The sequence below is a fragment of the Flavivirga aquimarina genome, assembly GCF_030540835.1.
GTDB lineage: Bacteria > Bacteroidota > Bacteroidia > Flavobacteriales > Flavobacteriaceae > Flavivirga > Flavivirga aquimarina.
Genome location: NZ_JAUOEK010000020.1, coordinates 34,313 through 60,405, shown reverse-complemented (window position 1 = coordinate 60,405; position 26,093 = coordinate 34,313). Strand labels below are relative to the sequence as shown.

Below are 26,093 nucleotides of genomic sequence, written 5' to 3'. Positions count from 1 at the left end.
AACAAGCCTTTTAGAGTTTAAAGAGTCTAAGAGGTTTTGCTTTTAAAAGTGTAGCTACATTTTTATTAAAGAAGTCTTTAAATTTTTTGTTGACTAGTTGTTTTATTTAGGTTTGAATAATTTTTTATAATATTATTTTTTGAAATAATACATAAAAATATCATCTAATTGTTCTTTCCAAACGTCCCAAGTATGGTTTCCACCTTCTACGCGTTCTACTTTTAATTTATAGTCTTTTTCATTTAGAATCCTAATCATAGGCAGGTCTTGTTTTTCCGTATCTTTACCTGTACCATAACTTAAATACATTTTAAAATCTCTTTTTGGTTCTTTTGAGTATACTTTATATATTTCTGGGCATGGATGAAAGGCAGGAGATTGCATAATTACATTTTTAAAAGAATTTGGAGATGTATTTGCAATATAAGCAGCGGCTAAACCGCCAAAGGACATACCCATAATTGTTCTGTCTTTTTTAAGATTACTAATAGGGTATTTTCTTTCTATATGAGACATAAACTCTTCAAGGAAAAAATCCACAAAAGTGGGATTACATAAAAATAATTCTTGTCGTACATTTTTCCATTTTCTATTGCCGTCTCTAGGTTCTAAAAAAACTGCGGCTATAGGCTTTATAATATTATTGTTTATTAAACTATCCAAAACCTTAACCGCATGACCTTTTTTAATATAAGAACGCCCGTCGTTTATATAAACAATAGGTAGTTTTTTATTTATAAGTGAAATAGGCGGTAAATAAATTTTATAAAGCAGTTTTTTGTTTAAGAGTTTACTTTTTATTGTAAAAGGTTTTGAAAGGGTTCCTTTTAAAATTGAAGAAGAGTCAACATATTTGGAATATTTTTCAACCCTTTTTTTAGACAACTCTTTATATTCATTTACTTTTTGCGATGGAATTTTTACAGGAAATTCAATAATTTCATGAGACCTTTTAACAATTTCATTATAATTATTGGTCTTTTCCAGTAATGAAATATGATCCATTTGTGGTTCATACCTATAAGGTTCAACATTTATATTAAATTGATAAATTTCGTTAGCTCTATTATAATTACCATTTTTCGAATAAAATTCGGCTAACTGTCTTCCATTAGTTGGCAAGGAAGTTTTCTTAAAACTTTTTTCCATTAAACCATAGCTCTCATTTAAATAACCCAATTTATACAAGGCTTTACCGAGTTCAAAATCATTATTTCGATTATTTTCAAGAGGTTTTGACAATCTAATAAGCTGCTCTTTATCAAATAAGCCTCTATTTTGTGTATAATAATTTTTAAATTTTTTTACGCCATAAATTTTAGTACTTACTACATAAATACCAAGGCAAGAAAAAGAAAACACTAAAGCTAATAAGACATTTTTATTAAGATGAAAATTGGTTTTAAAAAAGTCTTTATTCAAATCACCGTATAAAAATATTAATGATAGCCCTAATATCCCAATCAATATAATAGAAACACTTCCTAATATCGTATTGAATAATGCCCAAACTGCTATATTCAAAACAAGAGCCATTCCAAGTCTAGTTTCGATAGTGATTTTAGATTTTAAAAAAAGCATAACGCCCAAGAAAACTATTAGTAATAGAACCAAAAGGCCAAATTCATATCCTATCATCAAATAATCATTAAAAGCACTATATACATAGTCGCCAACTTTTATTTCATCCCAAGGTCTATTTTGAGATGAAAAATAATTTGCCTTTACGCTATTATATCCACCAGGAAAAGTAAAAATACCATGTCCCAATAGTGGTTTGTCTATTATTTCTTGCAACGTTATTTTTGCTATTAAAGTTCTCCCACTAACAGATTCTTTGTTTAGTGAGTATATATATTTACCACTAATAAAAATTAAAATCATTATACTCAATAATCCAATCACTTTTACAGAGGTAGATGGTTTTGTAATAAACCCAATAATTTTCTTAGAAGTAAGTAAGAGTAAGGATATTGAGCTTATTAACGCAAGCCAAGTACCTCGAGATTTTGACATTATAATAACGGCTACTATAGTCGATGTAAATATCACTCCTGTAAATATCATCCATTTTTTTTTAGTTCTAAAAACAAAAAAATACCATACCAAAATTATAACTCCAAATCCTAGATATACTCCAAGATAATTTGGGCTAGGAAAAGAGCCTAAGAGCTTAAAATATTTATGGTCTACCTCTAAATAGTCATAACTCTGTAATAAAGCAATAACTGATTCAATTAAACAACAGAATAAAATTACTAATAGAGTAAAATGAAGCTTTATTTGTTTATTGGCACTAGAGTTAAAAAACCATCTAAAAAGATAGAAAGTAAAAAAACAGCCTATATAAATCCAAAATCTTGAGTAATAATATGTGGTTTTAGATAGAAATTGAAAATTTATTATTAAAGATATAAATGCTATAAGGAAGCAAAAATCATATAGAAAAATTTTATAAGGTTTTAATTTTGAAAAAATCAGTTTAATTAATCCCCATATTGATACCACCAAAATAAAGCAAATTTCTCTTTTATTAATGTAAGATCCAAAAGAAGGAACTTCAAATACTGTTAAGGAAAAAAGTATACCAATAAAAAATAAATCAAGGGTGTATTTATATTTTTCAATTAATGATAACCATTTATTTTTCATATATTATTTTAATGATAAAACTTTATTGATTTAAATATAAACAATATCATAAATATATGCTTTTGTACTTATCAAATTTAATTTAGTTTTTTTAATACTAATTGTATCTTTAACATAGCAAAGACAAACAAATTTTGTTTTTTAATAGCTCATTTCGATTTTAGTGTACAGATAGTGTATATTTAGAGAAAATGAAATAAACAACTGTTTAACAGTATTTTGAAAATAAGTGGTTACGCCTGCTGCAATTATTAAGTACGACCAAAGCAGATTTTAGTAATTTTTGCTGCAAAAAAACGCCTATTTATGGGGCTTCCCAGAGGTTTTACAGCAAATTTTAGTAAAAAGTGGTTTTTAAGGATTCCCGTGAACCCTTATGTTTAAAGGGGTTGAGCCAATGTAACGTGGCGATAGCCCGTTACCCTCTTGCTCTTCCATTTTTCCCGCTGGTCAAAATTCCGAGTCACCCAATTGTTCCAATCAGGTGCTTGTCTTTAAAATGCCAATCTTTCTCAGCAAAGATGTGTACAACACTGTAAAGAATTAAGGTTATAATAAAATCTGTCAGATACTATATGACACCAAAAAAATAGTGACTAAATTAAAAATAGTATTAATTGCCCTGTATAATAACTAAAATATTATATTTGAACGTCTGAGATAGGCAAAATACAACAAAAGTTCTTATCAAATATGTTACCTAATCGGTTACCAAGTCAATAACACAGCGTGTAACTTTTTGACTGTTAAAAATATAGGGTCTGTGGCAAACATCCTGCCGCCCCGACTTTTTAATAAATCAAATAATAACAAAAACCTGATAATCATTCGATTATCAGGTTTTTGTGGTTCTAAGACTATCATTTAATTTGAATTGATTTGTTTAAAAATGTTACCTATTCAGTTATCAAGTATCAAATTATATTAAAAAGGTAACCGAGACAACTGATTTGACTTTTGTTTTTAATGTTTAATTCATTGTTTTTACTATGTTCAATAAAAATCATTACTTTTAGACGGCTGATTCCTAACTTGTAAGCCCCCTTGGAACAATACTCATAACAAAATCATAGCCTAAACATTAGACTCAAGCTCAATTAACATTTTGCCAATTGAATAACGAAGAAATATATTTCAATTTAAATCCAGTCAATTTTTTCATTGTTTCAGGGTTAGTTCAAAATTTTATATTGGCCGGAATTCTTTTTTTTAGAAAAGCGGAAACACAATTGGCTAGTAGGTTTCTATCAATAACAATTTTTATTGTCAATGCACACATAACCTATTTGATGGTTCTAGATACTAATTTTGACACTATTTTTCCAACTTCGCTTTGGGTGCCATATTCCTATTTGACCGCAATTGGCCCACTAATATATTTTTATACGCAGGCACTTATCAACACCAATTTCAATATTTCAAGCGTACAGATTAAGCATTTTATTCCAGTAATGGTTGAAGTAGCATTGCAAACCGTCATAATTGTAGATAGCTCCAGTAAGGACCAGATGTTTTACAATTCGTCTCTATATTTCTATATTATTCCTCTACTTTATACTTGGACGGCAGGTTCTATCCTTTATTATTTGCACCTATCTCTTGATATCATTAATGATTATGATAAGTGGGTGTTCAAAAATTTCTCTAATTTAAAAGAGATTACCCTTAAATGGCTTAGAAAATTCATAGTTTATTACCGTCTATTATGGATGATTTGGATACCAGTTGGAGCCTTATTTTTATTGTTTTTTAGATTTCAACTACAGTACCTTTTTGTTGTTTTGACTCTTTATGTTTTAATCCTTTTGTTAACATATCTAACGCTTTGGATAGGATTGGAAGGTTTAGGGCTCAGGAATTTCGTTTTTATAGGATATAATAGTAAAAAAGTAGAGAACAAAAATTTCAGGAAGTTGACACATAATGAAATTCAGGAATATGTTGAAAGAATAACCAAACTTATGGTCAAAGAGAAAATATATTTGAATGAAAACCTAAGCCTTAAGGAAATGTCTTCATATTTAGAGGCTGATCCAAATTTAATTTCGTTCATTTTAAACAATCATTTAGAGAAAAACTTTTATGACTTTATAAATAGTTATAGAATAGAAGAAGTTAAGAATAAATTGAATGATGCAAACTATAAGGATCTTACCTTATTGGGAATAGCACTAGAATCTGGTTTTAATTCAAAAACTACTTTTAATAGGGTCTTCAAAAAAGTTACGGGAATTACACCTACTAAATTTCAAAAAGAAAGAAATACTTCTCTCAAATAAGTATCATCCCTCATATTAGTACGCTTTCCACTTCTTTATTTAGTTGTTTTGAAAAAAATTAGAACTAAAACAAAAAAGATGAAAAATTCAGTACTCATTCTATTAGCAATTATTTCTTATGTTAGTCAAGGACAAACATTGAAGAACAAAGTAGAAGAAAGTTTAATAAACAAGGTTTTGGTCGACCCCTCTCCAAGAGAGATAAAGAAAGTTCTTAGGGGGCATCAAAAATTAGATTTATCTCCTAAAGATGTGATTATTCATGATTCTATAATACTTCCAAATACAAATCGATTATATGTAATTTCTCATAAAGTGGAAAACAACACCCATTATGGAGCAGTAATTATTCCAATACATAGCAACATTGGAAAATTACCGGTAATCATTTTTGCGTCTGGTGGAGATGGCATGCATATTCAATTTGATATACGTCAGGATTTCAATCACAAGGCAGTACAATTTCCCAATTTTTTAGGTGAAAATTTCGATGATAAATATATTATTGTCATACCCTCATTTCGAGGACAACAGTTAATTATTCACGATAAAAAATATCAGTCCGAGGGAAATGTTGGAGATGCTTTTGATGGAGCCACGACTGATGCAATAGCATTTCTGAATACTACACTTAAAATTTTTGATCAGGTTGATAAAAATCAAATAGCTATTTATGGAGGGAGCAGAGGAGGAACTGTCGCTTTATTAGCATCTGCTAGAGATAAGCGGATAAAAAAAGTAATAGCCGTCGCATGTCCTACTGATATGAAAGCTCTTTATTCATTATATCCAGATCAATTTAAATTATTATTTTTTAATGATTTATTAATAGGGAAAATTTCAGAAAGTGAAGCAAGGAAAAAATTTATTTCCAGTTCTCCAATTTACTTTCTAAAAGAATTTCCAACGGTACAACTTCATCATGACATAAACGATCCATTTGTACCAGTAGATTTTGCGAGAAGGCTGGTTGACGATATGACTAGAGAGGGAAAAACTATCGACGCCTATTTCTATGAAGAAGGAATTCATGGGTTTTGGGATGATAGAAATTATTGGAAACGTGTACAAGAATTCATCCGTCCATTATTAGATTGACTTAGAGCCAAGTAACTAACATTAATGTATAATAATTGATTACTTAGGTTCTAATACAAATTAATTTGAATTGATTTGAATTTTGTTGAATGAATTGGTGTTTTAGAAAAAGAAAATTCATATATAATATTCTGTAGTCGATGTTATTTCTTTTAAAACAAAATAACTTTCTAAAACACCAATATTTTCAATTTTAGATAATTTTAATCTAACAAATTCGTGATATTTATCAAGACTTTCAAGGTTGATTTTTAAGAAAAAGTCAACTTTACCAGCCATATGATAACACTCTTGTACTTCTTGTAAGGCTTTTATTTGTTTATCGAATTTGTCTATAAAACCTTCATCGTGGTATCGTAAGGATACCATACAAATAGCGGTTATAGGTATATTAATAAGTTTTTTATCTAAAATTGCGACATACTTCTTTATATATCCACATTCTTCTAATCTTTTAATGCGCTCATATACAGGAGAAGCGGTAAGGTTAATTAGTTTTGCTACTTCTTTAGTTGTTCTATTAGATTTTTTTTGTAAAATTCTTAAAATTTTAAGATCTATTTCATCAAGTTTTTCCATTGTCAAAATAAATTTACGTCCTTGGATAAATAGTTATGTAAATTGATTAAATGTAAAAGATGCTATCTTATGTCTTTATTAGGTTTATAAATTAAAAACCAAATAGTTAAACACACAGAAGCAAAAATTCCAATACCACAGGATAAGTTATAATCGAGTTTAAAACCTTCAGGAGCAACCAAAATGTATGTAGTTACTACAGCTGTCATGAAAGCGGCAGGAATTAATATAAACCATATTGTTTTGTTTTGCTGTTTCATATAAACTGCAATAGCCCATAGTACAACAGTTGCTAACATTTGGTTAGACCAACCAAAATACCTCCATATAATTTCAAAATTAACCTTCGTTAAAGCAAAAGCAATTAGAAAGATTGGTATCGTAATTAACAATCGTTTTACTAATTTACTTTGGTTATAATCAAAAGAATCAGCAAGGGTTAAGCGTGCGCTCCTAAAAGCTGTGTCTCCTGATGTTATGGGGGCTGCTACAACTCCAAAAATGGCAAGGATTCCACCTATTTTCCCTAAAGTTGTATTGCAAATTATATTTACTGCCCAAGCTGCATTGTGTCCTTCTTGTGCCATAGTATCGCCTAATTCTCGTACGCCACCAAAAAATGCCATTGCAATGGCTGCCCATATTAAAGCTACTATCCCTTCGGTTATCATAGCTCCAAAGAATACTTTTTTACCATCAGCTTCATTAGAAATACAACGAGCCATTAAAGGAGACTGTGTTGAATGGAATCCAGATATTGCTCCACAAGCTATGGTTATAAAAAGCAATGGAAACACAGGGTAATCGCTAGGGTTTGAATGTGAGTTTCTTAAATTTTCTAAAGTTAATTCTGGAATGGAATAGTCTTGAAAAATTAAAACAAAAAACAATCCCACTGCCATGATTAATAACGATAAGCCAAATAAAGGATATATTTTGCCTATTAGTTTATCAATAGGAATCATGGTAGCTAATAAATAATAGAAAAAAATAATGCCAATTAAAAGCGACACATTTACTCCTGTAAGTTCTTGTAAAATAGTTGCAGGGCCTTTTACAAAAACAACACCAACAAGTATTAAAAGCACTACAGAAAAAATGCGCATAAAGTATTTAATACCAGTACCTAGATATTTTCCAACAATTTCAGGAATGCTATCACCACCATGTCTTATTGATAGCATTCCCGAAAAGTAATCATGTACTGCTCCAGCAAATATAGACCCGAAAACAATCCATAAAAAAGCAACAGGCCCCCATAAAGCACCTGCAATGGCACCAAAAATAGGCCCCAATCCTGCAATGTTTAAGAACTGAATTAAAAAGATTTTACCTAATCTAAGAGGAACAAAGTCTACACCGTCTTCTTTAGAAATGGCTGGTGTTGGTCTATTAGTATCAATGCCAAATTTTTTTTCGATATAATTCCCGTAAACAAAATAGCCTAAAATTAAAATTAAAATGCTTATTAGAAAAGTTATCATTGTTTGTTTGTATAAAAATTAGATAGTTAAAAAAAGAGTTATTTTATAATTAGTTTTTATTTAAAATAAAATCAACTCCAGACTTTGCATGTATTTCGGTAGTATTAAAAATAGGAACATTTAAATCTTCTTGCATAATCATTAAAGGGAATTCTGTACAACCCAAAATGACACCTTCTGCGCCTTTATCAATTAAGTTATTTAGTACATCCAACACGTATTTCTTTGATGTCTCATTAACTTCCCCATAGGTAAGTTCCTCTATTATAATTCTATGTAATTCGTTAATAACTGTTTTTTCTTCAGGAACCAGAACATCAATACCATTGTCTTCAATTCTTTTAGTAATGAAATCTTCTTCCATTGAATATTTGGTACCTATAAAACAAACTTTTTTAATTTTTTTGTCATGAATGGCATTAGCTGTTGCATCTGCTATATGGATAATCGGAGTATCTAATTTTTCTTGAACCAAACTATAAACTTTATGTGGCGTATTCGCGCAAAATAGAACAGATTCTGCACCTGCTTTTTTAAGGCTTAAAGCTCCTTGTGTTAACATATAGGCTATGGAATCCCATTTGTTTTCTTTCTGAAATCGATGTACTTCTGCTTGATTAATTGTGTATACTAACAAAGGAGGGTTTGTATTATTACCAAAATGATCATTTACAGATTGATTAATTATACTGTAATAAATTAATGTTGAATGCCATGAAGTTCCTCCAATTAACCCTAATATATTCATTTTTTTATCAACTATTTTTGAGTTTTCAGTTTCCAATACATCCTTTTTAGTAGAAATATTACAAGATATAAGTCCTAAAAACATTAAAATTAATATGTTTTTTTTCATGTTTTTTTCTTTAAGTCACTTCAATTATAATGTGAAGCCTTTTTTTAATTCTTCAGACATTTCCTTTATTAATTTTTTATTTATTCCATCATTCGCAATATTTATATTCTCTTGAGGATCTTTATCATGATCAAAAAGCTCTCTTGCAATAAAGTCCCCTCTAGTATTACTTTCTTTAATCCATTTATACCATTCGACATATCGATAACGATCTGTTCTAACTGTATATCCCATTTTTTCTTCTTTTCTGTCTTTAAGAGGACCATATTTTCCCAATAAAAATTGGCTATAAGCTGCATTTTTTATTTTTTCATTAGGGTTCTTAAGTAGTGGTTTTAAACTTTTACCATGTAAGTATTTAGGAATATCAAAACCTGTTATATCGCAAAGTGTAGGGTAGATATCTACAAATTCTGTTAGAGCATTGGTTGTTTTTCCTTTTGAATTTACATTGTCGCCACTTATAATAAGAGGTACTCTAGTATCTATTTCATAATTAGTTTGTTTACCCCAGCCATTGTGCTCACCAAGTTTCCAACCATGATCTCCCCAAAGTACAACGGTAGTATTCTCTTTAAGACCTAAACGCTCTAATTCGTTCATCAATCTGCCTACTTGAGCGTCTATGTATGATACACACGCATAGTATGAATGTATTAATTCTCTCTGTCTATCCTCATTCCAAGGTGCTTCATTTGGCTTTGGTAAATTACTTTTGCAATCGCTATAACCTCTTAATTCAGCATCGCCATGTACCGTAAAATCTGGACTGTCTTTGGGTGGAAATTGATTGGATGCTAAAGGAATATCCTCTCTATTGTACATGTCCCAGTATTTCTTGGGAGCATTAAAAGGTAAATGTGGTTTGTAAAAACCGACAGATAAAAAGAAGGGTTCATCTTTATCTTTTAATTCTCGCATTTTTTTAATGGCCATGGTGGTTTGTGCACCATCATAATAAGCGTCATCATCGACATCTCCCATTTCGTTTGAAGTTGTTTTAACATAAATAAAGCCATACTTATCAAACTTTGCCTTTCCAGATTTTAAACGTTTAAGTTCAAGTTCTTTTTGTAAAATTAAATTATCTTGATTAACATACACAGCATCAGGATCAAAAGGATAACCGTCTACATGTAAATATTCATTCCAAGCTAATGAATCTTGTAAAGTGTTATGAAATGTTTTTCCTAAACCTACGGTATGATACCCATTATTCTTAAAAAACTGAGGTAACGATACAATATCAGGCATGATATCTCTAAAGTGTGTTTTTAAATCCCAAACTTGAGTTGAATCTGGCCTTAAACCTGTTAATAAACTGGTTCGTGAAGGTGTACAAACAGCTTGTTGACAATAGGTGCGATTAAAAACAACACCATTGGAAGCTAGTTTATCAATGTTAGGCGATTTTATAATACTATTGCCATAGCACCCCAATTCAGGTCTTAAATCATCTATAGGTATAAAAAGAATATTCGGTCTTTTTATTTGTTGAGTTGTATTTGTAGCTTGGTCTTTTTCTGTTTTTTGTTGGCAAGCACTTAAGACAAGTAGACCTGAAATTAAAACGTAAATAATTCTTTTTTGTGTTATCATTAGTGGGGAATTTAAATTTATTAGTCTTATTTAAAATTAAATTATGACTTGTTTTTTGGCAGTGCACCTTTCCATCCTTTAGATAGTTGTATTGACAGTGTTTTAGTGAGTTCAATATTTTCAGGATTATCTACAATATTTACTGTCTCAGATGGGTCTGAATAATGGTCATATAATTCTGATGCTGAAAAGGCTCCTTTTTCTTTTGTCTCATTGTTCCATCGGTACCATTGTATGTAATGATATTGTTTTGTTTGCATAGAATATCCCATATATTCTTTTTTATCTTTTGATACTTTTTTACGTCTTCTAAATTGTGTAAAAACGGCGTCTTTCCATTCTAAATCGGGGTTTTCAAATAGCGGGGTTATACTAGTTCCTTGAAAATAATCTGCTTTATTAACAGCAGATAAATCGCAAAGTGTTGGGAATATATCAACCAGTTCAGTTAGTGCTTCAATGCGTTTGCCTTCTTTTTGATTGGCTTGTTTTATTATAAGAGGAACATGGGTATCTATATAAAAATTTGTCATTTTACCCCAACCATTATGATCGCCTAATTTCCAACCATGATCTCCCCAAATAACAATAATCGTATTATCATATAGACCTCTTTCTTTAAGCCCTTTTACCAATTTGCCTAAACAAGCATCAACAAAACTTACACTTGCATAATAGCCTCTTTTTAAGGTGTCGGCATACGTGGCTGGTAAAGGAGCGTCTTCTGGCCTTCCAATTTTATGTGGATTAGAGTATCCTCTTAATTCATAGTTAGAATTAGCCGACATTACAGGTGCATTTTTAGGCAATTTAAGGTTAGCTGCAGGTGTAACAGAACCTACTGGATATAAATCCCAATATTTTTTTGGAGCAACAAAAGGTAAATGAGGTCTATAAAAGCCTAACCCCATAAAAAAGGGTTGTTTTTTATCTTTAATGCGGTCTATAGTTTTTAATGCTAATTGTGTTTGCATAGCATCATAATACAATGAATCGGGAAGGTCGGCACTCTCAATAGCTGGCCCTTTATTCCACCCATCTCCGTATATTATCCCTTTCCTTTTAGCTTTTACAATGGCTCTAGCTTCTTTTTGAATATTGAGAGCTTCTTTGGTGTAATAGTACGTTTCTGCATCTCTATACGCATACAATTTTGTATTGTATGGTGCCGGCTTTAAGTCTGGCTCATCCCAAGAAACAGAATCTGGCATATAATTATGGAATATCTTACCTATGTTTACTGTATAATACCCCGATTTTTTAAAATATTGTGGCATGGTTACAGCATTAGGGTTTATTTCTCTAAACTTATCACCTAAATGCCAAACTCGGGTTGAGTCTGGTCTGTATCCAAGCATTGTACTCGCTCTTGATGGCGCACACACCGCAGCTTGACTATGTGTATTTAACATAACCATAGAAGAGGATGCCAAAGCATCAATATTTGGAGTTTTGATTTCTTCATTTCCATAACATCCAAGATCTGGTCTTAAATCGTCTATCGATAAAAAAATGATATTTGGCTGTTGTTTCGATACGCTCGTTTGTATCGGAACACTTTTGTTTTGATTATTACAAGAAGTAATAGCGATAATTAAACAAATAAATATTGGTGAAATCCTCATGTGATATATTTTAAAATATAATGGTATTTAATTAAAGTGAAATATAACATAGCATCTAGAATACATTTAAACTTAATTAGATTCTTAAATAATAAGCCAGCTATTTTAATGTCTCTTTTTTAATCTTAAACATTGCTAGAAAAAACTAATTCAAAATAAAAAAAACACTGGCTTATTACTATTTAGATGGATATGTATTATTTATTTCTCAAACCACATAGGAGTTTCGATCGTTACTCCTTCAGGAGTATTTGGGTTGGATCCTGCCTCGTTTGTTGGGTAAGTATAGCGTCTAATAACATCTACAGCTCCAGAATTTGCGGGAACATCGAAATCAACAGATTTTGTTCTTTTCCATAAATTCCAAGCTTCTAGCCCATTACCAAATAAAGATATATAGTGCTGATCGTTAATATAGTCTAAAGCCTCAGCTGTAGTTAATGTTGTTAAATCAGGTAAACTTGCCATATAAGTATCTTTATCGGTTTGTGAAATCTCACCTAAAGAACCGTCAAAGTAATCCAATGCCAATTGAACACCTTCAATAAACCATGTATTTGCTTGTGCTAATCCACCTGAGATATAACCATTGGCAGCAGCATCAGCTAATAAAAAATAAGTTTCAGATGCTGTTGAAAATCTATCAGGGGAATCTGGAAGTATATTATTTACATTTATTTTAGAAATATTGGCAAAACCGTTCTGGCCTTGTACTTTGCCTTCATATACATTATTTCGATTAAGATCAAAGTATGTTGCCAAACGCGGATCGTTTAAGTTATTCATAAGGTCAACTAACGGTTTACCTGCAAACCATAAGTTAATATTTCCACCCCAAAACCTTTGAATAAAACGCCATCTTTGGTTTTCGTTACCAATAGTAGTGCTATAAGCTAATTTAGCTTCTTGGTTTTTAGTAAAAATTAATGGACTACTTACTAAACCTTGAAGTCGAGAAGATACATCTTTTTTATTAGCAAGAAACATCAGCATTTTTAGTTTAATAGAATTCGCCCAACGTATCCATGCTTGTTTATCACCTTTAAAAATCAAATCGGAATCGGTAATAATATCCGAATCTAAATCTTGCTCTAAAATGGCAACGCCCTCATCCATTAACGTTATAATACCTTCCATAACGGTTTCTTGAGAATCGTACTTCGGGAAAGGATATAAAACAGGGTTAACAGCCTCTGTAAAAGGTATTTCTCCCCATACTTGAGTTAGGTTGGAATAAATAAAACCTTCTAATATCTTAGATTGCCCAATTATATATTGGTTTTGAGGCTTATCAGTTTCAACTAATAATTCTACTAAAGACAGATTTTTTAAACAAGTTGTATACCATCCTGTCCATCCATTGTTTAAAGATGGCACTCCTAGTATATATCTACTTCTAGCTCTCCATGTGCCGCCGCTACCACACCATTGTTGCGCATGCATATTCCAGCCTGCAAATTCGATAGTTCTTACGGAAGAAAAATTTACTATAACCTCAGGGAATAGAAGATCTGGAGGTATAGACGTTGCAGCTAAGGGGTTTACATTTATATCTGCCAATTCGCTATCACAAGCATTTAAACTAAACATTATTAAGACTAGTAAAAATGCGTATTTTATTTTTAAAACTATATTTTTCATGTTTTGTTTTTTAAAATTTAACTTGAACATTAAACCCAATACTTTTTGAAGAAGGTAAACCATTGTATTCAATACCAGCACCATTACTTCCAGCTCCAAATAAGTTGGTTTCTGGGTCGATATGAGGTACACTTGTATTGAAAATTGCTAAATTCCTTCCCTGTAAACCAAGTCTTAATGATGTAAAAGGTGATTTTTTAAGTTGTTCTTTATTAAATGTATATGAAAGTCCTAATTCTCGCCATTTAATATAAGTGGCATCAAAAACATTACTTTCATGTATTCTTGATGCAGAAAAACTTGACCAGTATTCTTGAACACTTGAAATTGGTGTTGTATTTGGTGAATATGTACCATCTCCGTTATCAATAAAAGTGTTAGGGTCAACAAAAAGGGTTTCTCTATCTACAGCTGTTTCTTCAGCCAAACCAGTGACTCTTAAGTTAGAAACTGTATTTGAATACATAATCCCACCTTCTTTCCAGTCAAATGTTGTCGATAATCTCCAACCTTTATAACTAAACACTGATGTAAGTCCCATTGTGAAATCTGGAAATATATCTCCTAAACGTTCATTCTCACCTTCAAAACGCAAGCCATTACTGTTTACTAGAATTTGATCTTCAATTGTATTTCCATCTTCGTCAACCGCTCTAGCAAATCGGTTTCCATATAATCCTATAGATTCACCTTCTGAAGCACCTACTATTAAACCACCAAAAGAAGAAGCCAATGTGTACACATCTATACCTTGACCAAATTCATCTACTATGGTTTCGTTAGTAGAAAAATTATAATTTAAATTCCATTTAAAATCTTTGTGTCTAATAATTTTAGCACCTACTTCTAATTCGAAACCTTTATTAGATATTTTACCTAAATTAACCGTAGATCTACTATAGCCAGATGAAGATGGCACTAATAAATCTATGATTTGATCTGTAGTTACGTTTCTATAATAAGTAGCGTCTATGGTAAATCTATTTTTAAAAAACCCTAATTCAATTCCAACCTCATAATTTGTTTGATTTTCAGGTCTTAAATTCACATTTGGAAGTGTATTAGGTCCAGAGAAGGCCAATTGTCCATCAAAAGGGAATGTACCACGTGTATTAAATTGTCCTGCAAATCCAGTCTGGGGAGTATATAAAAAATCTAATTCATACGGGTCTGTATCACTACCAACGTTTGCCCAGTTTCCTCTTAATTTGCCATAGCTAAAAATATTGCTTTCAATTCCAAGAGCATCCGAAAATATAAAACTTAACGCTATAGAAGGGTAAAAATAACTATTCGCTCCTTTTGGTAAGGTAGATGACCAATCGTTTCTAGCAGTAGCATTTAGAGACAACCAATTTTTATAAGTTAATGTTAAGTCTCCAAAAACCCCTAAAATTCTTTTTTGAGAAAAACTTTTTGTAGGTGAATTAGAATCCACATTTCCTGGGTCAAAAAGTTCAGGAATGGTAAGTCCTACAGCTAGATTTCCACTGCGCTCCACTGTTCTTTGATTCCATTGCGTACCACCTCTTAATGTAACATCAAATTCACCAAAAGTATTATCATAAGTTGTTAAAAAGTCAAGAGTTAATTCCTGTCTACTAATAAAATTATCTCGGTATTCACCATCAAGCCTTCCTATAGTGCCTTTATGATTGTTTGAAAAGTGCTTAGTATTATATGTATCATAACCAACTCTACCAAGCAAAGAAAGGTTTTTTACAGGTGTAAAATCAAGATTTATATTTCCGAAAAACCGTTCTGTATCACTAGTTCTTTGATTTTCATTGACAATCCAATACGGATTATTAGTGCCATCAGCATTAACAGGCGCTAATTGATCTTCTCCATTTTCAGCAATCCAAGGTTTAAAAACACTAAGGTCTGTTGTTCTTGGTAATCTATTGATAATACTAGTTAAAACATTAGGGTCATTCGCACCTTGTGCTATAGCACCTTCAAGGCTCGAATTTACATACTTCATAGTAAATCTAGAACTTAAATTATCAGAAAGCTGAGCGCCAGAATTAAGCCCAATATTTAGCCTATCAAGTGATGCACCAGGCAATATACCTTCTTGTGTAGAATATGATGTACTCACTCTATAATCATTTAAGCCTTTATTAGAGCTTCCTGCTATAGAAAAACTTTGAACTATGGTAGAACCAAGCTCATAAAAATCTTTTTGTAGATCAGGATTAGACTTGAAGGTTTGTGAATTACCAGCATAGTCTGTGTAAGTGCCTCCATTAGATATGGCAGGTCCCCAACCAGCAGAAGCTTCTTGTATAGTATCTCCATTATTTTCATCATATATACCTAGACCTCCTGGGCCGTAGGTATTTTGAAAATCAGGAAGTCTAAGCGGGCTGTCAAACCGGACTACAGAACTGTAACTTACAACCGTTTTTCCTTTACCTTTTTTTGTGTTGACTATAATAACCCCATTTGAAGCTCTAGAACCATATAATGCAGCAGCAGATGCGCCTTTTAATACGGTAAGAGATTCAATGTCATCTGGGTTAATATCTTGAGCCCTGTTTCCATAATCTATGGCTCCTGTTATTCTTGATCCACTAAAATCATTATTGTCGGATATTTGAACACCGTCTACAACCCAAAGCGGAGAATTATCTCCACTAATACGTGTTAAACCTCGAATTGTAATTTTAGTAGACGAACCTAAACCACCACCTTGTCCTGTGATTTGAACTCCAGATATTTTACCTTGTAAACCCTGAAGAACATCAGTTTCTCTGGCAACGTTAAAATCTTCAGCTTTTACTGTAGACACACCATATCCTAAAGTTTTTTCTGACCTCTCAATACCCAAAGCGGTTACAATTACCTGATCTAGTGCTTGTGTATCGGAAATCATTGTAATATTTATCACAGAAGAACTGCCAATGATTTTTTCTTGAGTTTTCATACCCAAATAAGAGAAAACTAATGTTTCTCCCTGTTTTGTAGTTAGTGCGTAATTACCGTCAAAGTCTGTTTGGGTACCTAATGAAGTTCCCTTTAGTATAATGTTTACACCTGCAGCAGGAATACCTTCTTCATCTGTAACTGTTCCTGAAATATTTTTTTCTTGAGAAAAAGCGAACTTTATTGTCACGAATTGAATTGCAAGAAATAAAATAAATAACTTTCTACTGTTTGTTTTCATAGTTGTTTGTTTTCATAGTTTGTTTAGTTAATAGTTTATTTGGTTTTAAGTGCGACCAATTATCACATTCGAGGTTAGCCATATATTAAATGGATGAATTTCTGATTAGTTAAACTTTCGAGAGGTGATTGAGGTAAAGTAACTTCAAAAAACATGAAATTGGAAAAATATGAGGTTACATATGTACTACATCAAGTTGTTTTGTCTGTTTTATGGGCTAAAAGGCATAAATATTCAAAATTATCGGCGTTAAAGAATTTCTTGAGGTGTTTGCCTTGAGAGTCTCTGCCGATCGAGAATGTTTTCGTTGTAATGGTTGTTGCCGTGAATCTCGATAATTATTGAGGAGGAACGTGATTAACAGAGTTTTAATGTTGCCTTTTGGAACAAAGAATATAACAAAATATCTTTACGAATCTCTCTTGATTCTGGCTGAAGGAGATTATTGATTTAAGAAATTTGTTAATTTTTTTTGAGATATTATAAAGTAGATTTCAATTCTAGTATTTTTCATACAGATATGCCCATTCTAATAAATTTATTGAAGTCGATAAAAAGATATGGATAAGAAAATATAGCGTCTAAAAGAAGTGTGTCGTATAAAACGCTATCAATTTATTATATAATTATAGCCCTTTAAGCCATGAATATATATTTTTATCAGATGGAATTTTAAGTTTTTTGCGCAATCTATACTTTTTTGTTTGTACTGTTTTTGGCTGAACAAATGTATAGGTTGCAATATCTTTTGAAGAAAAATTAAGCCAAATCATTGCACATAATGATAATTCTGTATTTACTAATTTAGGGTTGATTTTCAATAATTCTTCGCATACGTTAGGATATATTTCTTGAAATCGAACTAAAAAAGAAGGGTCGTTGTTTTTAGCCAAAGATGTTAATTCGGTAAAAGCTTCGTTTATTTTTTGTTTTAACTCATCACTTTCAATTTCCTTTTGTTTAATGACTTTTTCTTTTTCTGTAATTAAGGACAATCGTTTTTTTCTATAGTAATAAGTAATTACTATTATAATTACAATAGAAAGCAATATACTTACTCCAAATAAGAAACTCATTCTGTTTTCGGTTTTTTGGTGAGTATCTTCTTGTTCTTTTAAAAAGTTGTTTATAATAATATCTAAATCTTTTTTATATAGATTATTTATGCTATCACTAAATTGCGTATACTTTACAAGATATTCATGAGATTTTTTTTCTTCTCTTAGTAACTCATAAGTTTCTGACATTAATTTATAGGATAGGCGAATTTCTAAATATTTTTTTATTTGATGAGAAATATCTAGAGATTGTTGATAATAATCTATAGCAGCATTGTAGTTTCCTGTGGATTTATATAAATTGGCTTGAGCTTGTAAAATAATGGATTTATGATATTCGGTAACGTCGTATCGTTGCATCAATTCCTTACACTTATTAAGGTAACTCGTAGCTGAATCATTGTTTATTTTTACTTTTAAATAATAATTTGCTAAGACTGCATATCTAAAAGGAGATTCTTTAGTTTTGATAGCTTTATGAAGATAGATTAATGTAGAATCTAATTTATTATCAGTGCTTAAAAATGCAGAGGCTTTATTGCTATACATATTGGATAAAAGCCTGTTATTTATGGGGCTTGTTTTTTTGCATAAATCAATTCCTTTGTTAAAATAGTCAATAGATTTTTTGATGATTTTTAAAGCTGAATAGTTCCTGCCATAAATAGAATAAATTCTTATTTTTAATAAAGGATCATTTTTTACAGACACTTTTTTATCTGCTAGATTTAAATACTTTAAACTTTCTAAATGTCTGCCAATCATACATAAAATGTTAGCTATTCGAATGTATGCTATGGAGACACCATTATCATAGTTTATTTTTGCTGACTGTTCTGCTAAATCAATATTTAAAAGCAAAGCGTCTTCTAACTTTCCGTCTCTAATAAGTGAAACCTCTTCTTGTAGTATACTATCTATTTGTTTCTTTGTATATAGTTGTGCATTTCCAATAAGTGGAAAAATAAAAAGCAACAATAAAATATACTTATTTTTCATTTATATAGATTGTTTTGCTATACATGAAATCTTTATCGTTGCACCCATATAGAATTGGATACCATTACAAAGATCTCTATTTTGGGGTAGAAAAACTTGCTCCTAAGCTACAAAAAAATTAGTTCCCTTTTCCAAGCATTTTAATCCATAGGTTTTTATAATTAATATTTCGTACTCCATTGGAATGTGCTTTTTTTCCATCTGGTACAGCTAAATCTAAACCATAAACATGATTTTCTGGAATATTCATGGCTATATAGGTTTTTTCAATGGTAGTGGCTGTAGGTTCTTTAACATGGTAAGTACCATACCAACAGTTGTAGGGAGTAACGCTACTAGTATAATACCAATTTGCTATTTCTTTTCTGTCTGTGGTAGAATAATCCCAACCACCAGAAAAAACAATAACTCTTGGGACACGTTGTTTTTTAGCAATATACGCTGCCATTCCACCACCTTGTGACTGTCCTGAAACTGCAATTTGTTCCCATTTTGGATGACCGTTTTCTAGATAAAATTCCCAATTTCCTTTTTTATCATTCTTTGAGAGGTAAATCAATAATTTGGTGAGTCTATTAACTATGGCATCTTGTGGTTCATCAAGAATCAATGAAAAATCGTTGTCTCCGTAAATTCTCTTTTGTCTAAATTCCTCAGCACAACTAGAGTTGTTCGTTAATGTTTCTCCACTACATATTCGAGATACTGAAATGTTGGTTATATATTGCAAGTTTATTACACGATACCCTTGTTCTATAGCGGTCTTAAAAAGATTTTTAGGGCCTTTTGTAGCAACTCCATAGGTTCCAGCTAAAAAAAGGAGAAGCTTTCCTTGGTTTATAGATGGGTTGTAAGTAATGTAGTGCGGTGTGTCAGCAGTTTTAATCCTGAAATCTGTTTTAGATGGCTTAATTTTAAAAACAATATTTTGAGGTGTTTGAAGTGTAACATCTGTTTTGGAACTAGAGCAATTAAATAATAGTAATATAAATAGTATTGGTAAAGTAAAATAGTTTTTCATTTTTAAAATTTAATAATTCTTAATTGGAGGTGCGAAATTATAATACAAAGTGTTTATCCAATGATCTTTAGTTCTTTGCCTACTTTAACAAATGCATTAATAGCGTTTTCAATTTGTTTTTTGCTATGCTTTGCAGAAAGTTGAACTCTAATTCGGGCTTTGCCTTTAGGAACTACAGGGAAAAAGAATCCGATAACATAGATACCTTCTTCTAAAAGGCGTTTAACAAATTCTTGAGCAATTTTTGGATCACCTAACATAATTGGAACAATGGGGGGTGTGCCTTTATTTATATTAAATCCAACACTGGCCATTTTAGATCGGAAGAAATTAGTGTTGGCTTCTAGTTTATCTCTTAAATTAGTTAATTTTGTTACAATATCTTTTAATGCATCAAAGTCTGTGACATCAAGTTTTTTATAGTTACCATTAAACTCAGTGTTAAGACGTAAATCTGACGAGATAACATTATTTACGCCCCATTTCTCTTGTAGTTTTTGTGTTAAAACAGAGCCTAATTGACCCTTGGCACCAGTGATTAATATTTTTTCAAGTTTCATTTATTTGACTTTGTAAAAGATCAAATTTATATGATATCACTTTGTTTTAATACTATTATTGCTATTTATCCTTAAAATAAGTGTTATTGTCTTTTTTTTAATAGATATAGGATATTATATCCTTTTTCATTGATAAAGAGTATGTTTTTAAAGTGATTTTATCTGGAAGAGGAGTGATGATAGTATTATGATTTAATGAAGGTAGCAGGAGTTGCTCTTGTTATAGCTTGTGTTATGGCACCTTTATTAGGTGGTATTGATCAAGCATTCCAATTTATTCAAGAATATACAGGCATTGTGTCTCCAGATATTTTAGCGGTATTTATGCTAGGTTTATTTTGGAAGAAAACAACGAACAAAGCTGCAATTATTGGTGCTTTAGCTTCAATTCCTATTGCAGTTGCTTTTAAGTCTACTAGTATGCCTTGGATGGATCAAATGGGATTAACAGCTGTTTTAACTATGGTGGTTATTATTGCGGTTAGTTTGGTTCAACATAAAGGGAAAGACGATGAAAACAGGTATAGAAATTACAAAAGAGTTATTTAAAACAAGCCCTTTGTTTAATATAGGAGCATTCGCAATCATGCTAATATTAGTTGTATTGTATAAACTATTTTGGAATTAGAAAATTGAATTTTTAACGAAGGAAATCTAGATTTTATAAAGTAGGTTTTGTTCTTAAATAGTTCTTTTTGGCTTTAGTGCACAAGATGAGTTCTATACTAGCATTTTATTATTTATTATAATTTATCAAATATTTATTTAATGGAATCATAACTAGTACCAAAAACAAAATACCAACAAATAAGATGGGTATAAAAATAATTTTTTTATAATATAAATCCTTTATTAATACACCTCTATCTTCGAATTTAGAAACGATATTAATGATGTTTTTTGTATCTGTTTTCTCCAAGTTCAAATTAATTTTTTCATCTTTTAATTTTCTTTTCTGGTCAAGCAGTTTTATTTCCAACGCTTCCTCGGTTTTATTCTCTGCTAAATTAATATTTGTTGTCCCATCTAGCTTTTTGGCTTCTAAGACTTTTATTTTTTTATAAAATGTTTGTAGATTATTAATTTCCTTATCTTCCTGTTTTATCATAGAGTCTCTAAGTGCAATATTTTCATCATTAGCCTCTTTCATTAGCCCGAAGTATTCATTATTCTCTACAGACGTAACTATTGCTTTTTGGCATTTTTTTGCAATTCCAGAAGTTGTTGCTTCTATTTCGATTTGATGATATTCTGCATTAGTTTCTTTAAAGTTCTTTAAGTAGTCTTTATAATCCACATTTTTTTGTGATATAGAATCTAGATTTCGAATAAACTCACTAAATTGTTCTATTTGGTATATTTCATCTGAAAGTGAAAATATTTTTATTTTTTTCAGATCTTCAGCTTTAGATTCGGAAATGTGTAATGCTTTTGCAAGTGCCTTATTTTCTTGTTCTTTTATCAATTGATTATAAAATTCAATATTATTATATAATAGTTGTGTACTGTTAAAATTAGGTTTTACAATCATTGAAGATCTATATCGAGGTAACATTTTATTATCCATGAATCCTCCAACTCCGATACCAAGAACAGCCGCTACAAAAAATTTAAAAAGATGAACTCTGAGGAACTGAAGGAATAAAATAAAAAAATGATATATAGTTTTAAAAAAAATCGCTATACAGTTAAAAAAAGTATTAATTGCTTTTCCTATAAGTTTGAATAATTGACCTAAATCAATTTCTTCTGAAGTGTTGTCTTTAGCATTCATCGTAATAATTTTATGATTTTGATATTTTTTCGATTAAAAATTTTAATTTGGATTACTGCTTTTTTAGAATATTATTTATATAGCTTATCTATAATTGGTAAACAATTTTTATATGATTTCAATATTTTTAAATAAACTCTTGATTGTCTGATTTTACCCTTCAGGTTTATCTTCTTTTACCCATTTTTTATATCCTAAATTCAAATTTATTCCAAACCGAAAATCAGCATTATATACATTCTCAACCTTACTTATTATATTATCTGTTGCAGCATATATTTGTAATGCACCTAAAGAAACTGCAAAATTGCCTCCAAAGCCTATGGGTTTTTGGTGTCCACCAAAACTGCTTGTTACACCAAAAGTTGATCTTTTTAAGGTGCGATTATAGGCTAATGCAAAAGAGGGAGAAAAATCATTAAAAGTGTAATTGTTAAAACCAGTAAGACTAAACCTGTTTTTTTTATTTGGTAAGTAAGAAGTAGAGACATATGATTTAACACCTAATTTTGTTTTAAAAGACCTTTGTGTCTCATTGGTTGTAAAAATAGTACTTAGCTCATTTTCAAATGCCTGTTCGACATCGTCTATGTCTTTTAAATCTAAACCGGTAAATGTTCCACTTCCATCTTCAATATTGTAATTAATAACGTGCTCTTTCCATGTAATACTTCCTATATCATTAGTAGAAATCTCTATTATAAACTTTTTGCTTAGTTGGTAAGATGCACCAAGATCGAAGGCTATTCCTCTGTTTTTATTTCCAAAAATATATGAAGTTAATGCATTATTAGGGTAATTATCTTTATTTATAATTAAATCAAGCCCTGCAGTATTTACAGTAGCATTTTGGGCTGTCATTTCCCAATTATAAGTATCTGCTTTAGTCAATAACGTTAGTTCTGCATTATGCTGTGTTGATGCGTGAAAAACTCCGCCTAAAAACCTTAGGTTAAATCCTACTTTAAATTTATTGTCTAAAAAGGTTCTTACATACCCAAAACCAATCTCACGATATGCTGTAGCATTAAACTTATTATGACCCAAATCGATAAGTTCTCCCACTTGAGAACTATTGCCATTAGCCAAAAAATTAAAAAAAGGTTTAGTAAGTTGAACGTTTACATCTGTTTTTGTGTTTAAGAATACAGAAAAAGCATTTTTTCCTTTACGTAAACCCATATAAAACAGGTGACCTGTGACATTAGTTTTTAAAGTATTGATATTTTCAACATGCAATAAAAGATTTCCAAGATCAATTTCTAATGCCCCTGAATTTGTATTTTCTACTAAAACATCTTTTAATTGAAAACCATTCTGATAGTTTACACCAAAATTTGAACCAGGAATTGCAATTGTAAATGTATTTTGTGGCATATAGGTAGGTGAAATACTTTGTGTCTGAAATACATAATCTCTTAGTTGGTAAAAAGAGAAATATTCTTGTGCTGTTACATTATACATAGTAAAAGCTATAAAAACAGATATTAATAGAGTTCCTTTTTTTTGCATGACTTAGTTGTTATTAATATCAATACTTACATCTGTTGTAATACTAATATCTAAAGTGTTTGTAGTTAGTAATTTCACAGGGCTGTTTGAGCTAGCATTTGTAGTATTCATTTTTAATTTTAAGACTGCTCTTGTTGCTGTTTTTATGTCGTCTCCTTTAATGTCAAATGACGCTGTATTTGTAGTTGCCCCAGTACTAATACCATTGGTGTCTACTGGTGCAGCAGCAAATATGACTTGTTCGGTTATTGTATAAACAATAGAATTGTCATTATAAAACACCATTTCAAGAGAGCCTCCCAAAGGAATGGTATTTATGGTGTGTATATTTAAGGTAGTTTCCCCTAAATCTTCAAAATCTGCTCCATTAATGTTATCCAGTTCTTGTTCAAATTCAGTATTTTCAAAAACAACATCCAGAGGCATATTAACTTGAACATAGGTACTTAAAGCACTAGTATTTAATATAAAGTTTTGAGCAGAATCGCTATTTGGATTTGATGTTGCAGATATATCAATTGTAAATTGAGAGGGCTTTAAAGCTAATAAGTCTACAATATTTGAATTTGTATTATCTATGGTAATTGTATTTCTTACAGTTTGTCCTTCTTGTGCAAGTGTAGGACTATTAATAATTTGATAAGTATCGGTAACAGCTCCTAATAAGAATTTGGTTTCGCTAGTATTACTTGCTGCAATGTTTCCAAAATCAATCCCCAAAGGAAATCCAAAACTATTATCAATAATCAATTGCAATGTTGGATCTGCAAATAGAAACGTACCAGTACCAAAATCATCAAAAACATCAAAGTCAGTAGTTAGGCTTTCACTATTTACGGTTTGATTTTTTAAATCGCCATAAATCGCTTCAAATTGTAGGTTCGTCATATCCAACGAAAATGACAATTTTTGCTCAGGTGTTATTGTATCTCCAATGCCCAGATCAATACTAACAGACACCGTCATTACAAAGGCGTTGGTTGTGATTCCACCATTACCATCGTCTGTTAAGTCTGCCCAAAAATCTGCCAAATCAATATCTATTATTTCTGGAGCCGTTCCATTTAGAGATACAGTTGTCTCATAAGAACTGTTATCAGTATTAGATTTTAACGAATTAAGGGTTATTGTTAAATTGATATCAATATCAGTAAATGTAGACTCAGCTTTAACTTGCAAAGTTCCTCCATCGAAAACTATTTTATTAAACTCCTCATTATTTGATCCGTTTAAGACAAAAATAAATGGTGACGGGGTAAGATCTATGATTTTGGCAATAGGTGATCCAGGAGAAGGAATATCTAGTGCTGGACTAAAATCCTGTGAGGGGAAACTTTGATTTGGAATTTCTATAACATCACTAGCTGCTACTGATGTCAAAGTATCCATATATACAAAGGAAACTATACCATCGCTATTTTCAGTAATTTCTATATCTTCCGCATCAATTTCATTAAACAATTCACTTACCGTATATGTAATGTTTCCTACAGCAATTGCTAAACTTGCATCCGTATCAAAATCCTCTATATCTTTATCTAAATAGCTCATATCACAAGCTTGTATTACAGATAATAGTATTAATGTAAATACGATGTATATAAATTTTATTTTTCTCATATTAGTGTTAATTACATGGGATTGTCGTTATGAATTTGATAAATAATAATATCCGTATTACGTATGATAAATTGATCAAAAATTAAGTCTGTTTAAGGATTTATTTATATTAATAACGCTATGGAAATTAGGGTTTACATCTAGCCTTAGTAATTTGTTTTAGTTAAGGTGTGAGATATTATGCATAGTGATTATAAGCGTACTTTTGTTTCTAACAAATTAGTATGCAAGATTAAAGCATATGCTCGGCTTGCTCTAAAAAAAGTGCCGAAACCGATTAATTGTGGGATGAACTATTGGTTTTTAAGGGATTTTGTTAAACTGGCTTCTGGCTATAGGTGTTCTTTGTTTCTTTTTATATCGACAGGTAGATTCACGGGAATGATACCTCTTAGTGACCTATTTCGTGTCCTGTTTTTAGATCAAGTCAAATAACTTGTGGATTTAGTATTGTGCAAAAATATTAGATAATCTAAAAAGGAAGAGTTTTACGTTTCTAACACCTCTAAATTATGCTCTAAAAACTTTTGATTTTAGCCTGTCGTACTTTTTCATCCCATTTAGCCA

General features: G+C 30.8%; 17 protein-coding genes. 3 read left to right on the top strand and 14 right to left on the bottom strand.

The genetic code is table 11. From position 1 onward, the window contains the following. Nucleotides 1–132: 132 nt before the first annotated feature. A complete protein-coding gene (locus tag Q4Q35_RS00965; RefSeq protein ID WP_303276047.1) occupies nucleotides 133–2,067 on the bottom strand; it encodes an alpha/beta hydrolase-fold protein in 1,935 nt (644 codons plus the stop codon). Between the two features lie 1,697 nt (nucleotides 2,068–3,764). Between Q4Q35_RS00965 and Q4Q35_RS00960 the strand changes: the two genes are divergently transcribed. Both Q4Q35_RS00960 and Q4Q35_RS00955 read left to right on the top strand, forming a co-directional pair. After that, a complete protein-coding gene (locus Q4Q35_RS00960) occupies nucleotides 3,765–4,931 on the top strand; it encodes a helix-turn-helix domain-containing protein (protein WP_303276046.1) in 1,167 nt (388 codons plus the stop codon). A 78-nt stretch (nucleotides 4,932–5,009) separates the two neighbouring features. After that, nucleotides 5,010–6,029 (top strand): alpha/beta hydrolase family protein, encoded by a 1,020-nt coding sequence (locus Q4Q35_RS00955; RefSeq protein ID WP_303276045.1) that lies wholly within the window; start codon nucleotides 5,010–5,012, stop codon nucleotides 6,027–6,029. 117 nt (nucleotides 6,030–6,146) lie between these two features. Here the strand turns inward: Q4Q35_RS00955 and Q4Q35_RS00950 are convergent, their stop codons facing one another. The 10 genes from Q4Q35_RS00950 to Q4Q35_RS00905 form a co-directional block, all read right to left on the bottom strand. Beyond that, nucleotides 6,147–6,608 carry an Lrp/AsnC family transcriptional regulator gene (locus Q4Q35_RS00950; RefSeq protein WP_303276044.1) on the bottom strand — a complete coding sequence of 154 codons (462 nt, stop codon included), beginning with the start codon at nucleotides 6,606–6,608 and terminating at the stop codon, nucleotides 6,147–6,149. 62 nt (nucleotides 6,609–6,670) lie between these two features. Further along, a complete protein-coding gene (locus tag Q4Q35_RS00945) occupies nucleotides 6,671–8,092 on the bottom strand; it encodes a carbon starvation CstA family protein (RefSeq protein WP_303276043.1) in 1,422 nt (473 codons plus the stop codon). A gap of 49 nt (nucleotides 8,093–8,141) precedes the next feature. Continuing rightward, on the bottom strand, nucleotides 8,142–8,948 hold the full coding sequence (locus tag Q4Q35_RS00940) for an aspartate/glutamate racemase family protein (protein WP_303276042.1): 807 nt from the start codon (nucleotides 8,946–8,948) through the stop codon (nucleotides 8,142–8,144). A gap of 24 nt (nucleotides 8,949–8,972) precedes the next feature. After that, the gene (locus tag Q4Q35_RS00935; protein ID WP_303276041.1) at nucleotides 8,973–10,547 is read right to left on the bottom strand and encodes a sulfatase; all 1,575 of its coding nucleotides are present in this window, start codon (nucleotides 10,545–10,547) and stop codon (nucleotides 8,973–8,975) included. A 41-nt stretch (nucleotides 10,548–10,588) separates the two neighbouring features. Next, nucleotides 10,589–12,172: a sulfatase gene (locus Q4Q35_RS00930; RefSeq protein WP_303276040.1), complete on the bottom strand. Its 1,584-nt coding sequence runs from the start codon at nucleotides 12,170–12,172 to the stop codon at nucleotides 10,589–10,591. A gap of 201 nt (nucleotides 12,173–12,373) precedes the next feature. After that, complete coding sequence (locus tag Q4Q35_RS00925; protein WP_303276039.1) at nucleotides 12,374–13,813, bottom strand: SusD/RagB family nutrient-binding outer membrane lipoprotein; 1,440 nt, start codon at nucleotides 13,811–13,813, stop codon at nucleotides 12,374–12,376. 10 nt (nucleotides 13,814–13,823) lie between these two features. Then, on the bottom strand, nucleotides 13,824–16,982 hold the full coding sequence (locus tag Q4Q35_RS00920) for a SusC/RagA family TonB-linked outer membrane protein (RefSeq protein WP_303276038.1): 3,159 nt from the start codon (nucleotides 16,980–16,982) through the stop codon (nucleotides 13,824–13,826). Nucleotides 16,983–17,608: 626 nt separating this feature from the next. Next, nucleotides 17,609–19,039 carry a tetratricopeptide repeat protein gene (locus Q4Q35_RS00915; RefSeq protein ID WP_303276037.1) on the bottom strand — a complete coding sequence of 477 codons (1,431 nt, stop codon included), beginning with the start codon at nucleotides 19,037–19,039 and terminating at the stop codon, nucleotides 17,609–17,611. Between the two features lie 118 nt (nucleotides 19,040–19,157). Next, nucleotides 19,158–20,060 carry a BPSS1187 family protein gene (locus tag Q4Q35_RS00910; RefSeq protein WP_303276036.1) on the bottom strand — a complete coding sequence of 301 codons (903 nt, stop codon included), beginning with the start codon at nucleotides 20,058–20,060 and terminating at the stop codon, nucleotides 19,158–19,160. A gap of 53 nt (nucleotides 20,061–20,113) precedes the next feature. Next, complete coding sequence (locus tag Q4Q35_RS00905; RefSeq protein ID WP_303276035.1) at nucleotides 20,114–20,620, bottom strand: aminotransferase class I/II-fold pyridoxal phosphate-dependent enzyme; 507 nt, start codon at nucleotides 20,618–20,620, stop codon at nucleotides 20,114–20,116. A 195-nt stretch (nucleotides 20,621–20,815) separates the two neighbouring features. Here Q4Q35_RS00905 and Q4Q35_RS00900 point away from each other — a divergent pair, with 195 nt between their 5' ends. Beyond that, nucleotides 20,816–21,169: an SLC5/6 family protein gene (locus tag Q4Q35_RS00900; RefSeq protein ID WP_303276034.1), complete on the top strand. Its 354-nt coding sequence runs from the start codon at nucleotides 20,816–20,818 to the stop codon at nucleotides 21,167–21,169. Between the two features lie 187 nt (nucleotides 21,170–21,356). Here the strand turns inward: Q4Q35_RS00900 and Q4Q35_RS00895 are convergent, their stop codons facing one another. From Q4Q35_RS00895 to Q4Q35_RS00885, 3 genes are all read right to left on the bottom strand, one after another. Further along, nucleotides 21,357–22,394 (bottom strand): hypothetical protein, encoded by a 1,038-nt coding sequence (locus tag Q4Q35_RS00895; protein WP_303276033.1) that lies wholly within the window; start codon nucleotides 22,392–22,394, stop codon nucleotides 21,357–21,359. Between the two features lie 153 nt (nucleotides 22,395–22,547). Next, entirely contained in the window at nucleotides 22,548–23,906 is a 1,359-nt protein-coding gene (locus Q4Q35_RS00890; protein WP_303276032.1) for a DUF5723 family protein, read from the bottom strand. A gap of 3 nt (nucleotides 23,907–23,909) precedes the next feature. Next, nucleotides 23,910–25,526: a hypothetical protein gene (locus Q4Q35_RS00885; RefSeq protein ID WP_303276031.1), complete on the bottom strand. Its 1,617-nt coding sequence runs from the start codon at nucleotides 25,524–25,526 to the stop codon at nucleotides 23,910–23,912. Nucleotides 25,527–26,093: the final 567 nt, after the last annotated feature.

What these genes read in the sequence shown, in the direction of transcription:
- Q4Q35_RS00950 (WP_303276044.1), bottom strand. Translation starts at nt 6,608, where the DNA reads ATGGAAAAACTTGATGAAATAGATCTTAAAATTTTAAGAATTTTACAA.
- Q4Q35_RS00895 (WP_303276033.1), bottom strand. Translation starts at nt 22,394, where the DNA reads ATGAATGCTAAAGACAACACTTCAGAAGAAATTGATTTAGGTCAATTA.
- Q4Q35_RS00905 (WP_303276035.1), bottom strand. Translation starts at nt 20,620, where the DNA reads ATGAAACTTGAAAAAATATTAATCACTGGTGCCAAGGGTCAATTAGGC.
- Q4Q35_RS00955 (WP_303276045.1), top strand. Translation starts at nt 5,010, where the DNA reads ATGAAAAATTCAGTACTCATTCTATTAGCAATTATTTCTTATGTTAGT.
- Q4Q35_RS00910 (WP_303276036.1), bottom strand. Translation starts at nt 20,060, where the DNA reads ATGAAAAACTATTTTACTTTACCAATACTATTTATATTACTATTATTT.
- Q4Q35_RS00890 (WP_303276032.1), bottom strand. Translation starts at nt 23,906, where the DNA reads ATGCAAAAAAAAGGAACTCTATTAATATCTGTTTTTATAGCTTTTACT.
- Q4Q35_RS00940 (WP_303276042.1), bottom strand. Translation starts at nt 8,948, where the DNA reads ATGAAAAAAAACATATTAATTTTAATGTTTTTAGGACTTATATCTTGT.
- Q4Q35_RS00965 (WP_303276047.1), bottom strand. Translation starts at nt 2,067, where the DNA reads ATGATATTTACAGGAGTGATATTTACATCGACTATAGTAGCCGTTATT.
- Q4Q35_RS00930 (WP_303276040.1), bottom strand. Translation starts at nt 12,172, where the DNA reads ATGAGGATTTCACCAATATTTATTTGTTTAATTATCGCTATTACTTCT.
- Q4Q35_RS00945 (WP_303276043.1), bottom strand. Translation starts at nt 8,092, where the DNA reads ATGATAACTTTTCTAATAAGCATTTTAATTTTAATTTTAGGCTATTTT.
- Q4Q35_RS00900 (WP_303276034.1), top strand. Translation starts at nt 20,816, where the DNA reads ATGAAGGTAGCAGGAGTTGCTCTTGTTATAGCTTGTGTTATGGCACCT.
- Q4Q35_RS00915 (WP_303276037.1), bottom strand. Translation starts at nt 19,039, where the DNA reads ATGAAAAATAAGTATATTTTATTGTTGCTTTTTATTTTTCCACTTATT.
- Q4Q35_RS00920 (WP_303276038.1), bottom strand. Translation starts at nt 16,982, where the DNA reads ATGAAAACAAACAGTAGAAAGTTATTTATTTTATTTCTTGCAATTCAA.
- Q4Q35_RS00935 (WP_303276041.1), bottom strand. Translation starts at nt 10,547, where the DNA reads ATGATAACACAAAAAAGAATTATTTACGTTTTAATTTCAGGTCTACTT.
- Q4Q35_RS00885 (WP_303276031.1), bottom strand. Translation starts at nt 25,526, where the DNA reads ATGAGAAAAATAAAATTTATATACATCGTATTTACATTAATACTATTA.
- Q4Q35_RS00925 (WP_303276039.1), bottom strand. Translation starts at nt 13,813, where the DNA reads ATGAAAAATATAGTTTTAAAAATAAAATACGCATTTTTACTAGTCTTA.